18 protein-coding genes are annotated in these 15,830 nt (G+C 32.2%); 16 read left to right on the top strand and 2 right to left on the bottom strand.

The genetic code is table 11. The features are described 5' to 3' along the window. Positions 1–27 precede the first annotated feature (27 nt). The gene (locus IPK88_15710; GenBank protein ID MBK8244871.1) at positions 28–3,639 is read left to right on the top strand and encodes a gliding motility-associated C-terminal domain-containing protein; all 3,612 of its coding nucleotides are present in this window, start codon (positions 28–30) and stop codon (positions 3,637–3,639) included. Positions 3,640–3,759: 120 nt separating this feature from the next. Here IPK88_15710 and IPK88_15705 read toward each other — a convergent pair whose 3' ends face one another. Then, complete coding sequence (locus IPK88_15705) at positions 3,760–4,113, bottom strand: hypothetical protein (protein MBK8244870.1); 354 nt, start codon at positions 4,111–4,113, stop codon at positions 3,760–3,762. 145 nt (positions 4,114–4,258) lie between these two features. Here IPK88_15705 and IPK88_15700 point away from each other — a divergent pair, with 145 nt between their 5' ends. Continuing rightward, positions 4,259–4,834, top strand: coding sequence for an RNA polymerase sigma factor (locus IPK88_15700; protein ID MBK8244869.1), 576 nt, complete (start codon positions 4,259–4,261; stop codon positions 4,832–4,834). Beyond that, positions 4,827–5,231 (top strand): hypothetical protein, encoded by a 405-nt coding sequence (locus IPK88_15695; protein ID MBK8244868.1) that lies wholly within the window; start codon positions 4,827–4,829, stop codon positions 5,229–5,231. Before IPK88_15700 ends, IPK88_15695 begins: the two co-directional genes overlap by 8 nt. Positions 5,232–5,263: 32 nt before the next feature. Here the strand turns inward: IPK88_15695 and IPK88_15690 are convergent, their stop codons facing one another. Then, positions 5,264–6,295 (bottom strand): NAD-binding protein, encoded by a 1,032-nt coding sequence (locus IPK88_15690; protein MBK8244867.1) that lies wholly within the window; start codon positions 6,293–6,295, stop codon positions 5,264–5,266. Positions 6,296–6,546: 251 nt separating this feature from the next. Here IPK88_15690 and IPK88_15685 point away from each other — a divergent pair, with 251 nt between their 5' ends. The 13 genes from IPK88_15685 to IPK88_15625 all read left to right on the top strand — a co-directional run bounded on the left by IPK88_15685 (position 6,547) and on the right by IPK88_15625 (position 15,802). Further along, on the top strand, positions 6,547–7,167 hold the full coding sequence (locus tag IPK88_15685; GenBank protein ID MBK8244866.1) for a Crp/Fnr family transcriptional regulator: 621 nt from the start codon (positions 6,547–6,549) through the stop codon (positions 7,165–7,167). Between the two features lie 80 nt (positions 7,168–7,247). Beyond that, positions 7,248–7,451, top strand: coding sequence for a DUF2892 domain-containing protein (locus IPK88_15680; protein MBK8244865.1), 204 nt, complete (start codon positions 7,248–7,250; stop codon positions 7,449–7,451). A 309-nt stretch (positions 7,452–7,760) separates the two neighbouring features. Then, a complete protein-coding gene (locus IPK88_15675) occupies positions 7,761–9,110 on the top strand; it encodes an MBL fold metallo-hydrolase (protein ID MBK8244864.1) in 1,350 nt (449 codons plus the stop codon). 1 nt (position 9,111) lies between these two features. After that, on the top strand, positions 9,112–9,303 hold the full coding sequence (locus tag IPK88_15670) for a hypothetical protein (protein ID MBK8244863.1): 192 nt from the start codon (positions 9,112–9,114) through the stop codon (positions 9,301–9,303). Positions 9,304–9,314: 11 nt separating this feature from the next. Beyond that, positions 9,315–9,599: a rhodanese-like domain-containing protein gene (locus tag IPK88_15665; protein MBK8244862.1), complete on the top strand. Its 285-nt coding sequence runs from the start codon at positions 9,315–9,317 to the stop codon at positions 9,597–9,599. Between the two features lie 9 nt (positions 9,600–9,608). Beyond that, the gene (locus IPK88_15660; GenBank protein MBK8244861.1) at positions 9,609–10,298 is read left to right on the top strand and encodes a peroxiredoxin; all 690 of its coding nucleotides are present in this window, start codon (positions 9,609–9,611) and stop codon (positions 10,296–10,298) included. Between the two features lie 9 nt (positions 10,299–10,307). Beyond that, positions 10,308–10,625, top strand: a complete 318-nt coding sequence (locus tag IPK88_15655) for a rhodanese-like domain-containing protein (GenBank protein ID MBK8244860.1) — start codon at positions 10,308–10,310, stop codon at positions 10,623–10,625. Beyond that, on the top strand, positions 10,625–10,870 hold the full coding sequence (locus IPK88_15650; protein ID MBK8244859.1) for a hypothetical protein: 246 nt from the start codon (positions 10,625–10,627) through the stop codon (positions 10,868–10,870). The genes IPK88_15655 and IPK88_15650 overlap by 1 nt, the downstream gene beginning before the upstream one ends. Before the next feature lie 2 nt (positions 10,871–10,872). After that, positions 10,873–11,307, top strand: coding sequence for an OsmC family protein (locus IPK88_15645; GenBank protein MBK8244858.1), 435 nt, complete (start codon positions 10,873–10,875; stop codon positions 11,305–11,307). Further along, positions 11,308–11,610 (top strand): thioredoxin, encoded by a 303-nt coding sequence (gene trxA, locus IPK88_15640; GenBank protein MBK8244857.1) that lies wholly within the window; start codon positions 11,308–11,310, stop codon positions 11,608–11,610. A gap of 240 nt (positions 11,611–11,850) precedes the next feature. Next, on the top strand, positions 11,851–12,465 hold the full coding sequence (locus IPK88_15635; protein MBK8244856.1) for a pseudouridine synthase: 615 nt from the start codon (positions 11,851–11,853) through the stop codon (positions 12,463–12,465). 192 nt (positions 12,466–12,657) lie between these two features. Continuing rightward, positions 12,658–14,880 carry a carbohydrate binding family 9 domain-containing protein gene (locus IPK88_15630; protein MBK8244855.1) on the top strand — a complete coding sequence of 741 codons (2,223 nt, stop codon included), beginning with the start codon at positions 12,658–12,660 and terminating at the stop codon, positions 14,878–14,880. 43 nt (positions 14,881–14,923) lie between these two features. After that, positions 14,924–15,802: a cation transporter gene (locus tag IPK88_15625; protein MBK8244854.1), complete on the top strand. Its 879-nt coding sequence runs from the start codon at positions 14,924–14,926 to the stop codon at positions 15,800–15,802. The last annotated feature ends 28 nt before the right edge of the window (positions 15,803–15,830 follow it).

Here is a 15,830-nt window from a genome sequence, read left to right as displayed (position 1 = left end):
TTTTTGAATGCTAAATTTATTAAAATTATGAATCATTTATTCCATAAAGTAAAAGTTAATTCAGCCAAAGTATTCAATCTTTTTACACTAATTATACTTTGCTGCTTTTCATCAACAGAAATTAGTGCCACCCATATTGTTGGAGGACAAATAAATTATAAATGTTTGGGTCATAATAATTACGAGATTACACTAACTATTCGTAGAGATTGTAAAAATGGTGCAGATAGTGTGTACTTTGACAATCCTGCAGTTTTCGGTGTATTTACAGGGGACAATCAACGAGCAATTCGTGTAGAAGATGAAGGGATCTTTAATATGGTATTTTCTAAAGATGACACCTTGAATGAACAAATCGATAATGTTTGTTTTGGAAAAAATTATGAAGTATGTGTTCATCAATCTGTTTATAAAAAAATTATTCATTTGCCTTTTGATGAACGTGGTTATATCATTGCATACCAAAGATGTTGTAGAAACGTTTCGCTTCAAAATATTATAGACCCTTTAGAAACCGGTGCTACTTATTCATTGAATATAACAGCTTCAGATATGCAAGTCTGTAATTCTAATCCAGTTTTTGGAAACTTTCCTCCTATTTATGCATGTGCAAATAAAAACTTTGAATTTGACCACAGCGCTATTGATATTGATGGTGATTCTTTAGTTTATTCCTTATGCAGACCAAATCTAGGTAAAACCAAACCTAATCCCCAAGGAATACCAGATAATCCTCCTTATGATTCCATTAATTGGCGATCACCATATTCAATAGATGATTTACTAAATGGAAATTCGGGTGGTGTACCCTTAAGAATTGATTCACGCACTGGAAAATTGACTGCAGTTCCAAATACATTAGGGCAATTTCTAGTAGGTATATGCGTCAGTGAATATAGAAATGGAAAGCTGCTATCATCTACAAAAAGAGATTTTGAAATGAACATCGTGCCATGTGGTGTCAGACCCATTGCATCATTTGAACGAACTACGGATAAATGTTCTGGGCTAAATCAATCTTTTAAAAACACAAGCACAAATGGAACCTCATTTGAATGGTATTTTGATTGGCCGAGAACCCAATTAAAATCTACATTGGAAAATCCTAATATCGTCTTCCCAAATAAAGGTACTTATGAAATTGTTTTTATTATAACTGATGGTTCTTGTACCGATACTGCCAGAGAAATTATTACTATAATTGATCCAGGATTAAAGGCAGATTTTACTTATAAAGTAAATTGTGCGAGTGGTTTATCGATTGAAATTAGTGATCAATCAAAAGCAAACGGCACTATTGTAAGTTATAATTATACCTTGAATGGCAGTATCCATAATTTGAGTTCAAATCAAAAAAATCCAGTATTTAATTTAACTGGAGATGATCAGATAACTATTAAATTAACTGTTACAGATGATAATGGGTGTACTGCAACAATTAGTAAAAACATTACAGTTAAGCAAATTGATGTGAAGCTTATTGGTAATGATACTACCATTTGTCTAGGTAATTCTATAAAATTAGTTAAGAACCCGGATCCCAGATTTACATATACTTGGAGTCCAACCACCGATTTAGATTTAACTATTCCAAGTAATCCGATCGCAAGTCCAAAAACAACGACAACCTATAAAGTCACTATAACAGATGGCTTGTGTAGTGTCGAACTTGAGATAACTGTGCATGTTCGCAATCTAGTAAATATCAAAGTAGTAGGAGATACTACAACTTGTGATGGAAAAATAATTCTTGTTGCATCATCTGATTCTACAAAACAATTTGAATGGTCATTAAATAGTAATTTTAATCCAATATTATCAACTAAGGATACATTAATTACAACAATTAAAGGCAACACGACCGTTTATGTTAGAGCAGGTAATAATTCTCAATGTAAAATTATTAAAGCAATACAGCTCATAGATCATAGTCTCAATTTAATTTATAATAGAGAGTTGACCATTTGTGCATTAGATACTTTTGAAGTTGAAATTCGTAATTCTGATCCCAATGACCAAATTGTAATTGCCTGGGACATTGATCCAATTATCATTCGTGGTGGCAACTCTTTGAAACCAATCATTTATTGTCCAACACCTGGTAGGTATGTATTGAGATTCACAGCTAGAAATCAATTCAATTGCATTCTTTCAGATTCAATAGTAATTACAGCAGTGACACCTCCGGATCCAGATTTTTCAATAGAATATGACTGTGGCAGTCTAACGGTCAAGGTAAAAACTTCCGGAAATAGAAAATTGGTATGGGACTTTGGAGATGGTAAAGGTAAGTCTACACAGGCGATGACAAGTTATACTTATGAAAAATCCGGGGTGTACAAAATTATGCTTACTATCGACAGTATTTGCATCAAATCTGCTATGAAAGAAATTACCGTCGCTGAAATAAATATTAGCCTCAAGGATAAAATTACGGCTTGTCATGGAATGCCTGTAAAATTAAATGAAGGTGGAAATCCAAATTATTCTTATAATTGGACACCAATAGATGGATTAGATGATCCTAAATCATATAACCCGACTGCAACAGTTAACAAAACAACAATTTACTATGTGGATGTGTCTGATCCTCGATTCCCGGGTTGCTCTAAAAAAGATAGTATCATAGTATTTGTACCTGATGAAATTGGTTTAACAGTTAATCCAGATACTATTTTATGTCAAATATCAAAAATAACTTTAACAGCGACTTCGAACTTTAACAATATCAAATATCAATGGTGTGATCAGGAAGGAAAACCAATTGGAGCAGGGCCAGTAGTCATTGTAGAACCTAAGTCAACGACTATTTATGTAGTTAAGGCCGTTGACACCAGTGAATGTGAAAGCAGAGATACGGTACACGTCACTTTATTTGAGTTAAAATCGACCCTGGAAGGTCCACAAATTATTTGTTTAGGTGATACCGGTATGATTATGGTTATCAATTCGTCAGGCTTTACTTATACCTATGATTGGGAACCTAAAGAAAAAATACTTGGTCCTACAAATGGTCCCATCATTAAAGTTAGTCCGAGTATTAATACGACATATACTGTTAAAATATCAAATGGTTTAGGTTGTGAATGGACGCTTTCACATACTATATTGGTTAACGACCCATCGAAAGATATATTTGCAACTGCTGATCCTGTTATGATTGTTCCTGGAGCTAAAACTCAATTAACTACAGTACAAAAACCTGGGTACAAATATAATTGGGCACCTGAACAATCCCTTTCTGATAAAACGATTTACAATCCGATAGCCATGCCAAACGAGACAACAACTTATACCGTTACAGTAACGGATGAGGCCGGTTGTACTGCAACTGCTAGTGTTACGGTCATGGTTAAAACTTGTGAAGAATCAGTCTTCATTCCTAATGCTTTTAGTCCAAATGGAGATCCTCATAACGCCACCTTTATGGTGCGGAGCAATTTTATAACAAAAATGGAATTGTTCATTTACAATAGATGGGGACAGGAAGTATTTCGAAGCAAGCAGCAAGAACCTGGATGGGATGGAACTTATAATGGTGATCGCTTAGGTCCAGATGTTTTTGGCTATTATGTCAAGTTTCAATGTTTTGAAAATATGGAATATCATAAAAAAGGAAACGTAACCATAGTTAAGTAATATTTGATTTTAACAAAAAAAATACATCGCCTCAATGAACAGTAGTATGATTCATTACGCGATGTATTTAATTGAAAAACTTTTGCTTCAAAAGTCTTTTACTTAAATTTCGTTAAGTTATCAACTTAACTTTTTGGTCATTGTAAATCCAATGAAAAGACCACATCCAGATAATAGAAATATTGTACCAGGAAAGGCAACATCATCATCCACCCCTAAAGAATAATGTAGAAATGAGGCTAAAAATATACCCAACCCAATAGCCATAAATAACAGTGCAATATTGATGATAAATATTTTCCACAATGGGGTAATTCGCTCTGAATTAGCTTTTGTGCTAGAATAAAAGATAGATGCATCAGCACCTTTTTCAATCAAGGCTATTCTCTCTTTATGCCTTGATGAAATAAACAAATAGAAAACCCCAAATATTACTAAGAGTAGTATTGGCATGATAATAACTTCTGATCCCATGATAAATTTGTTTGATTTTGTTAAAAATAAAAATGGTTGATACTTTCCAGAATAAGACTATAAATTGTATATCTTGGTTACACATGTTGGATAAAATAATATATTTTTTGTAACCAAATGATATCTTTAAGCGTCTAATTAACAAATGGAGCGAGAAATAGAAAAAATTTATATTCGACGAATTTTAGAAGGAGATATTGAAGTATTTTCGCTTTTGGTATCCAAATACCAAAATTTAGTTTTCACCATTTGTTCTAGAGTATTTGATAATAAAGAAGAAGCCGAAGACATTGCTCAGGAGTCCTTTATTAAATGTTATCAATCCTTGAAACAATTTAAAGGTGAATCCAAATTTAGTTCTTGGCTCTATACCATAACTTATAATACTTGTATGAATCATTTAAAGTATAAGAAAAGGCAAACATCCGTTGAAGATATAGCTAATGTTGCAGATCAAGATATCATCGAACAAGATCATATATTTGCAAAGTTGGAACAAAAAGAACAAACCAATCTAATTCAACAAGCCCTTTCTAAACTCGAACTAGATGAACAAATGATCATTCAATTATATTACTATGAGGAATTACCTATAAAAGAAATTTCAAATATTTTATCTTTGAAGATTGAAAACATTAAAATCAAACTTTTTAGGAGCCGAAAAAAACTATTTAATATTCTTAGTCTTCATTCACAATGTTCAACTTTGATTTATGAATAATAATATTCCAGACCCTTTAGATTCTTGGACCAGACAAACTATTAAAAAAGTAGCTTTGGAAAAACCATCTGCTGATTTTAATCAAAAAGTCATGTCAAAAGTCCTAAATCTGTCGACTAAATCTAATAAACCATTAATCAGCAATACATTATGGCTTATTCTTTCGGTTACTCTTACCATTATTATATATTTGGGTTCTCTATTAAAAACCACTAATTTGTTTTTCGGATCCCATTTTACAAATAATCATATCTCAAGATGGGTATTACAATTGTTTAATGATTGGAATTTATCCTCGACTTTAACATCCATTGTGGTATCCACAGGAATCATTCTAATTGTACAAATTATATATTTGAAACAATGGCACTCCAAAAAGTGGAATACTTTGACCTAAATATGAATGTTAAATATAAATCAACTGGTGAATTAGGTGTTAAAATAAATTTCTTTTAATTGATTAATTTGATAATAGAAGCCGAGTACAAATACCTTCGAATCTGGTATAATCTTCATATCCATTGAAGGGTTAATGTTATATTCCCCATTATCATCTTTAAACCCTATTATATTCGCTCCCGTATTTCCAAAAATATCTAGTTCATGCATAGATTTGTTTTTGTATTGATCTTTCAATTGATTAAAATTGATCTCTTCTATTCGGATATCTAAATTACCTGAGATGTAATCTATAAACTCCAAAACATCAGGTTTAGTCAATAAAATGGCCATATGTGTACCTCCAATTTTATCAGGAGATATCACATTATTTGCTCCGGCACGCTTTAATTTAGTGACTGCACTATCATTAGATGCTCTACTTACAATTTTTAATTTAGAATTTAACTCACGAGACGTAAGCACAACAAATACATTATCTGCATCCTCAGGCAACGTTGAAATCAATCCATATGCACGATGAATGCCAGCAGCTTCTAATACGCTATCTTCCGTTGAATCACCTTCTACAAAAAGTATATTATCAGACAGACTAAATTGCTCAATAATATTTTTGTCTTTTTCTACAACGACAAATTTTCGGTGACTTGATGCAAGTTGTTTACAAGCCTGTCGACCGTTTCGCCCAAAACCACAAATAATAACATGGTCAGATAATAAGCTAATTTCCTTTTTCACACGCAGATGTTTAAAATATATTCTAAATTCTCCTTCGATTATAAATGAAGTAACAACAGATAATGCGTAAACGTAAGTAATAACGCTTACAAAAATTAAAATAACTGTAAAGATTTTACCACTTTCGGTCAATGGTTTTACCTCACTGAATCCAACTGTAGTAATGGTGATCATGGTCATGTAAATAGCATCCAAAAAAGAATAATCTTCAATACAAACAAAGCCCCAGACGCCAATGATATAAACAATACTCAATAGTAGAATACCAATAACTAACCTTTTTAATACTCCATAAGATTTTAGCAATAAAATTAAATTATTCATATCGCACAAATTTATACTTTAAATTAGGGATTTCAAAATCGCTAACTAAAAATATCCCAAAACTAATTATTAGATTGAATCAAAATAAAATAATATATTATAATGAAATTGACAAATATCTATAATGCTTGACTCAAAAAGTCCTTTTCATAACATAAGACCTGAGCAATAATCTCAAAAAATAAGCAATAAATGATCTTTAACTTCATCCTATTGCTTCTATTCTTATATACTTTTAGTATTTTTACCAAATGAAACCTAATTCAAATTCTAGCTTTAAAACTTCCCTTCATTTATCAGAAAAACTTAATGAATTGGGGTTTGTTAAATCATTTAAGGAGGGTGATGTCATTTTAAATGAAAATGCATATATCAGATCCATACCTATAGTTCGTCAAGGCAATATTAAGGTAATGAGAACAGATGATGATGGCAGAGAATTACTATTATACTACATTAAACCCGGTGAAAGTTGCATCATGTCATTTTTAGGTGGTATACACCAAGATACCAGTAAAATCAAGGCAATTGCAGAAGAGGATTCTGAAATTTTGTTTATTCCAATTGAGAAAGTTAGCCTCCTGATAAAGGAATATCCAGAGTGGCTCGACTATATATTTCATTTATATCATAAAAGATTTGAGGAACTTTTGGACGTAGTTAATGCCGTCGCATTTCACAAATTAGATCAAAGACTATTTGACTACATACAAAATAAAAGCCAACTTTCAAAAAACAAAACATTATCCATTACACATGAACAATTAGCCCAAGAACTTGGAACGGCAAGAGTCGTGATCTCCCGACTCCTTAAACAAATGGAAAACGAAGGCATTATAACACTCGGAAGAAATAAAATTACCCTTGTGTAACAAAAGTTACAAATTTCAAAATTTAGAATATTTAATATTGTCTTATTATTAATTTCAAACAATATAACTATTTTAATTTTATGAAAGCAAACATGGGAAATTTGGATAAAGGGATTCGCATTACAATTGCGATAGTAATAGCCATTTTATATTTCACAAATATGATTTCTGGTTTAACCGCCACCATTTTATTGGGAATTGCCTTAATTTTTATTCTGACAAGTTTTATCAGTTTCTGCCCATTGTATTATCCTTTTGGTATTTCAACTAAGAAAAAGGAATAATTGCTGTATTTTTTAACGAAATCATAGTAGCATTTCAATCTACATCTTCTGATATAGATTGAAATGCTATTTTAATCAACTGACATTTAAGATATTATCCCTAAACTAGAGGAAAGAGGATTGTAGTCAGGTTATACTGGTTAGTAAATTTTTATAATCTTTAGACTGACCCACACTAGAATATCAACATTTTTATGGGATCTTCAAAAAAGTAAAAATAAATGTATGATATTATTCACACTACGTAACAAAAGTAGCAGAATCCGAATACATTGAATGATACCTTTGCATAACAAATGATTAAAAGTTATGAAAATCAAGCAGTTTGAAGATAAAAATTTAGCTCATTTTTCTTATGCTATATCTAATAATGGTTCAATGGCTATCATTGATCCTAGTAGAAACCCTGAAGAATACTTTGAATATGCAAAACAAAATAATGCAACAATTACTGCGGTAATTGAAACGCATCCTCATGCTGATTTTGTAAGTAGCCATTTGGAAATTTACAAATCTACAGGTGCTACCATATTTGTAAGTAAATTATTAGGTGCAGAATACCCTCATCAAACATTCGATGATGGGGATGTAATTCATTTAGGATCCATTCAATTAATTGCCATGAATACACCTGGACATTCTCCAGACAGTATTAGTATTTTAGCTAAAGATGAAAAGGGTAGGGAACATGCTATTTTTACCGGTGATACTTTGTTTATAGGGGATTGCGGAAGGCCAGACTTAAGAGAACAAGTTGGCAACATAACTGCAGCGCGCAAGCAACTAGCTGAACAAATGTATGAATCATTAAGACATAAAATAGTACCACTTCACAATGATGTAATCGTTTACCCTGCACATGGTTCCGGGAGTTTGTGCGGAAAGGCACTTAGCTCAGATAAGACAAGTACCATTGGTTTAGAAAAATTCACGAACTGGAGCTTACAAGACATGTCAAAAGAAACATTTATTGACACCTTGTTGGCCAACCAGCCTTTTATTCCAAAATATTTTCAATACAATGTAACTTTAAATAAAAAAGGTGCACCTGATTATCAATCAGGAATCTTAAATGTTAAAATTAGCAAGGTGGACACAAATCAAATTCCACATATCCATCTTGATCCAAACATTTTGATCATAGATACAAGACATCAGGTTGAGTTTAAAAAATCACATTTACAAAATGCCATAAATTTAATGAATGATGTGAAATTTGAAACATGGCTAGGAAGCATTGTAAATCCAATGGAACCCTTTTATTTAATAGGTGAAACAGAAGCTGATATCATTGAATTAATTGATAGAATAGCAAAAATTGGTTATGAAAACCAAATTCAAGAGGCCATAATTTTAAATTCTGGAAATTCCCAAATGCCGCTTTTTGAAAGTGACCGTTTAAAATCCAATGAAGATTCATTTACCATTGTTGATGTTCGGAATCAGGATGAAGTTATATCTAAAAAAATATTTACCAACGCAATCCATATTCCGCTCCATGAACTTAGAGAAAGGACCAATGAATTACCGACTCATAAACCCATCCTTGTACATTGTGCTGGAGGATATCGTAGTGCCGCAGGAAGCAGTATAATTGATTCAAACTTAGAATTACCATTTGGTGTATATGATTTAAGTGATGCTGTAAAATCTTATTAATATGAATTTTATCATTGAAAATAAAAACTCAATTATAGGCATATGTTGTGGTGCTGTCGTTGGCTTTCTATATTACTATTATATTGGTTGCGTCAGCGGTACATGTGCAATAACTTCAAAGCCATTAAACAGCTCCATATATGGCGCCGTAATGGGTGGATTATTTGTAAATATTTTTAAAAAAGAAAAATAAAAAATTGTATTATGAATATAGAAAAAATTATTTTAGAAAATCAGGGAACCATAGTTGACGTTAGATCCCCGGAGGAATTTTTAGGTGGTCATGTAGTAGGATCGATAAATATTCCCCTACAAGAGATTCCACAGAGAATCACTGAACTACAAGTTCTTTCTAAACCCTTAGTGCTTTGCTGCGCTTCAGGCAACCGAAGTGGTCAGGCCAATCGTTTTCTGGGTGAAGTAGGAATAGAGTGCTACAATGGAGGATCCTGGATGGATGTTAATTTTATTAAATCTAAAACAATCTAAACAAATTCTATGGAAGCTCAAGAACAAATCATTGCAATGCCAAGAATAGGGGATAAGGCTCCTGAATTTAGGGCAGTAACAACACAGGGCGAAATCAACTTTCCGATAGATTACAATGGTAAATGGGTTATACTTTTCAGTCATCCCGCGGATTTTACTCCTGTTTGCACTTCAGAATTTATGACCTTTGCAAAAATGGAACCAGAGTTTAATGCATTGAATTGTCAGCTAGTTGGACTATCTGTGGATGGTTTATATAGTCATATTGCATGGCTACGTACTATTAAAGAAAAAATTGAATACAAGGGAATGAAAAATATCGAAGTTAATTTTCCTTTGATTGAAGACATAACCATGAATATTTCTAGAAAATATGGAATGATTCAACCTGGAGAAAGTTCAACTAAAGCGGTTAGGGCAGTATTCTTTATTGATCCAAAAGGAATGATTAGAGCTCTAATCTATTATCCCTTATCATTAGGGAGAAATTTCGATGAGATAAAACGCGCCTTAATAGCCATGCAAACAGCGGATAAACATAGCATTGCTACACCAGCGGACTGGCGACCAGGCGATGATGTAATAATCCCTACAGCTGGGTCATGTGGTGTAGCCAAAGATCGAATGGAAAATCATAAAGAATTAACATGTCAGGATTGGTTTTTTTGTACAAAACCATTATTAAAAGAAAATATTTAAAACAAGAATATGATAAATACGATTAAAAAAATTCTAGGTATAGGACCAAAAGTTGATTATGCAGAGATGGTTAGAAATGGTGCCATCATTATAGATGTTAGAAGCAAAGGTGAATATGCACATGGTCATATTAAAGATTCGTTAAACATTCCAATAGATACACTATCAAGCCACTTAACCAAATTAAAGGCAAAAAATAAGCCGGTTATAACTTGTTGTGCATCCGGAACACGAAGTGCGTTTGCAAAAACATTATTGCAATCAAATGGATTCGCTCACGTATATAATGGTGGCAGCTGGAGTTCATTACAAAATAAGATAAGATGATTAAGCAATACTTATTTAGAAATTGGCATTTAATGCGTTGGCTTAGACTAAGTCTTGGTATTTTTATTGGAGTGCAAGCTTTTCAAACTCATGATTTATTATCTGGTGCAATAGCCCTATTTTTTTTATTTCAAGCGGTAACAAATACAGGATGCTGTGGTGTTAATCAGTGTAATATTCAAGATCAGACCAATTCATCACACCAAGAAGAAAAAATCATTTTCGAAGAAATAAAAAACAAATAAATATGGACAATCATAAATATAATACACAATTGAATTGGATAGCTGATCGACGAGGCATAATGTCATCGCCTGAATTAAATGAAAGCTTTGAAGTCGCAACCCCTCCCCAATTTCCAAAGGGAATGGAAGGCATTTGGTCTCCAGAACACTTATTAACAGCTGCTGTTAGTAGTTGTTTTATGACTACGTTTTTAGCCATAGCAGAAAATTCAAAACTTGCATTTGATCAATTTTCTTGTTCTGCATCTGGTAAATTAGAGCAAATAGAAGGCAAATATCTGATGACAGAAATTGTCCTTGAACCTATTTTAACGATTCCAATTGATACTAGTATTGAAAAAGCAGAAAGAATATTAATAAAATCAGAAGCTGCTTGCCTAATTTCAAATTCTATTAAATCTAAAGTCACATTAAAAATAAATATTAAACACTCTTAAATGTCAGTAAAATTTTCAGAAATTATTCAGAGCGAAACACCAACCTTGGTTGATTTTTTTGCGGAATGGTGTGGGCCGTGTAAAACATTAAAACCAATTCTTGAAGAGCTAAAATCAAAAATAGGAGACAAAGCAAGAATCATCAAAATTGATGTTGACAAGAATCAACACATTGCAAATTCATACAAAATCCAAGGTGTTCCTACTATGATACTCTTCCAAAATGGTGAAATTAAATGGAGACAATCTGGAGTTATTTCCGCCTATCAATTAAGCCAGATCATTGAAAAACACACTAACTAAGTTAAAACTTAATAAAAGTCTTTGCGAGATGTGAAGGAAATTTTTTTTAAATATTTATACTTTGGTATTTTCAAAAGTTATTAATAGTTGGACATTCTTTTGAACTATTTAATAATTTTAAGTTCATTTTTTGTAGTTTTACTTGATTTTTATTTCTATTCATTTGAGAAAAAGGGCCTTTTAAGTACCTGGTCTTATTAATAATTCTGAAATATTTGATCTAAATTAATGAATTAAAACATGCCCGAAAGTGTTCATCGTTACTTTATCATCAATAAACCTTCAAATGTTGTCTCTCAATTCATCAGTTCACACGATGTCAATTTGTTGGATAAAATTGATTATAAATTTCCTGTAGGAATTCACGCTATTGGCAGATTAGATAAACAATCAGAAGGATTACTCATCTTGACAACCAATAAAAAGGTTACTAAATTACTTTTCCAAGGTCCAATTCCCCATAAAAGAGTTTATTTAGTTCAAGTTAGAAATATAATGACTGATTCTAGCTTAGACAAATTAAGAAATGGAGTAGAAATACGCGTCAAAGGCGATCAGAAGTATACAACATCGAAATGTGAGGTAAATATTATTAAGGATCCTGAAAAAATATCCAAATTAGCTACCCCTATAGCTTCCTACATCCCTATAACCTGGCTAACCATTACTTTAACGGAGGGAAAGTTTCATCAAGTTAGAAAAATGATGAGCTCGATAGGGCATAGATGCAAAAGATTAATAAGGATATCCATTGAAGATCTATTAATGGATGATCTAGACCCGGGAGGTGTGCATGAATTCAATGAGGTCGATTTTTTTGAAAAATTAAAGATATTAGATTGGCAAAACCATTAATATGAATAGGCTAATCTACATAAAATCGATTAAATCATAACATAAAATTTCGTTTATCTTATGATAAAGCACATTTTCTACTCTATCAATACAAAATAATTAAACACTTTATCAAGAATATTACATTTGTACATAAATTTGCAGATGTACTTTTCGATTAATAGGGTTTATATATTTATCATTTTAGGGTTTTTGATTTCTTACAAAAGTATAGGGCAGGAAGTCTATAGACCGATACGTATTTCCGATGACATCCAATTTGATGGCCGTTTGGATGAAGACATTTGGAAACAAGTTACTCCATTGACAGACTTTATGCAAACTACTCCTACACCAGGTGCACCTCCAACTGAGAAAACGGAAGTGAGAATGGTTTATAATAATTTCTACTTATATGTTGGCTTTCGTTGCTATGATAGTTTTCCTACTCAATTAGTTCGATTCCTTATGAATCGGGATTTTGAATTGGGAAAGGATGACGGTATATCTGTACAGTTAGACACCTACAATGATAAATCCAATGCTGTACTGTTTGTTTCTAATTCACTTAATGGTAGATTTGATTCAGAAGTAACCAACAATGGAAATAGCATGAATAATGACTATAATAATTTTTGGGACGTCATATCAAAAATTGATAGTTTAGGTTATACCTGCGAATTTAAAATTCCATTTTCTTCACTTAGGTTTCAACAAAAGGATAATACAATCATGGGATTTCGTTTTGCAAGACTCATTAAGAGAAAAAATGAATTAATAACTTATCCAAAATGCGATTCTTCGCTAAAAAACCAATGGAATAATTGTAGTCAAGCGGCAACATTAATTTTTTCTAATTTAAAAACAAAGAAACCAGTTTACATAACACCTTATATTATTGCCAATTTTAATCAAGACCATACCCTAAATGAAGCAGGGACTAAATATGTTGCAAAAAATACTTTTTTTACTTCCAAAAAATATATTAAAAATGATGCAATTGATAAAATTTTAAGTAATATTGGTGCAGATCTCAAGTATGGAATAACAAAAAATTTTACATTAAATCTTACAATAAATACTGATTTTTCTCAAGCAGAAGTGGATAATCGCATTATCAATTTAAGCAAATATGCTGTCAACTTTCCTGAAAAAAGAAGTTTCTTTTTGGAATCGAAAAACCTGTTAAGCTATTCCATTGGGTCAAGCACTGCATTATTTAATTCACGTACAATCGGACTTCAAAATGGCACTATCATTCCTATAATTGCTGGCATTCGATTTACCGGAAAACAAAATGGATGGGCGATTGGTGCTTTAAATATGCAAACAAGTGAAGTTAGAGATCTAAATATTCCCGCCCAAAATTTTAGCGTTGCAAGATTAAGAAAATATTATGGAAGCAATGGTAGTTTTTGGGGTGGTATAATAACAAATCGAATATCGACTCAAAACTCAACAATATCAAACCAAACCCTTGCTGTAGATGCGGTTCATTTTTTTAATGACAAATGGTTACTCGGTTTTGGAGCTGTAAGTACATATGATTCTCTAGTCACTAAAGCCATTGACAAAAATACTTTTTTTAATATTTTCGCTTTTAAAAATGTTAATGTAGGATTTACCCACAGTTTAAATTTTGACCTTGTGGGAAATAAATTTTATCCAGCATTAGGCTTCAATCCCGAAAATGATTACGGTTCTATTTCAATCAGTAATGGCAGACGGTATAAAATTAGTGGAAATAAAAAAATTACATTTTGGTCTGTCAACTCAGATCTTCATTACAGATGGAAACAACTTTCACAATTAACAGAAACAAAATCTGCAAACATATCTCTTAGCTTAACTGGGAACAAAGGTTCTACTTTTGAATTCACACCAGCTGCTTATACAGAAGACCGATTGTTTAACAGTTGGCAATTGAACGATTACATTACAGTCCCATCCGGATATTATAAAATGTACACCTTGTATTCAGATTTATTTTTTGATCAATCTAAAGGTTATACTTTCGGATTATATACAAAATTTGGTGGATTCTACGGAGGAGCTTTAACTACGATTAATCCTTACTTTGATTATATAATAAATCGCTATCTTAGAGTTGGTTTAAAATATGAATATAATCATATTAAATTTCCTGAAAATTTTTCAACTTCAGATCATTCAATTTTTAATAGTAATTTGTTTTCATTAGATTTAAGTATTGTAAAATCCACCAAATTGTCCGTCAAAATGCTCGCCCAATATGATGACCAAAGTGCAACTTTCGGTGGAAATATAAGAGTCCGTTACAATCCAAAAGAGGGCACAGATTTATATATCGTTTACAACTCAACATTTAACGCAAATCGTCTGGAATCGAAGCCTATTTTGCCTTATATAGAACAACAAGGGGTTATTGTTAAATATTCACTTACATTTGGCTTATAAACACTGATCCTTGTAATTTTTTCTTTAATATTAGCTAGCCACCATGACGCCTAAAACTAATGAGCAAAAAGCCGTAAAATCCACCTATTTCAGTATAATTGGAAATACTTGTCTGGCCATAGTTAAAGGTTTGGCTGGGTATTTTGGAAATTCTTTTGCCTTAATAGCTGATGCCATAGAATCGACCACAGATATTTTTGCTTCCTTTTTAGTTTTATTTGGTATAAAATATTCCAATAGACCTGCAGATGAAAACCATCCGTATGGACATGGAAGAGCTGAGCCCTTAATAACTTTCTTAGTCGTTGGTTTCCTAATAACTTCAGCAACAGTAATTGCTTATGAGAGCATACTCAATATTAGAACTCCTCATGATTTACCTAAAGCATGGACGCTTATAGTCCTTGGATTCATTATTATTTGGAAAGAAATTTCATATAGAATAGTGATCAAAAACAGTAATGAAACCAATAGCTCTTCACTTAAGGCTGATGCCTGGCATCACAGAAGTGATGCCATAACTTCCGTAGCCGCATTCATTGGCATTTCAATAGCGCTTATACTAGGAAAAGGATATGAATCCGCTGATGATTGGGCTGCTTTATTTGCTTCCGGATTTATTTTTTATAATAGTTTCCTAATATTTAGACCAGCCTTAGGTGAAATCATGGATGAACATGTATATGATGATCTCATTTTTGAAATTAGAGAAGTATCACTTAAAGTTGATGGGATTATTAATACTGAAAAATGTTTTATTCGAAAAGCTGGTATGCAATATCATGTAGACCTTCATGCCATTGTAGATGCAAGAATAACAGTTAAAGAGGGACATGATATTGCACACAAACTTAAAGACCTATTGCGCGAAGAAATTCCTCAAATAGGGCATGTGTTAATACATATTGAGCCGAGTGAATAGGAGCGCAATATTCAACCCCCATTTTATT

The organism is Candidatus Defluviibacterium haderslevense (assembly GCA_016712225.1).
Classification (GTDB): domain Bacteria; phylum Bacteroidota; class Bacteroidia; order Chitinophagales; family Saprospiraceae; genus Vicinibacter; species Vicinibacter haderslevensis.
Note: the sequence above shows the minus strand (reverse complement) of the source record. Positions and strands in the feature narration are given on the sequence as shown.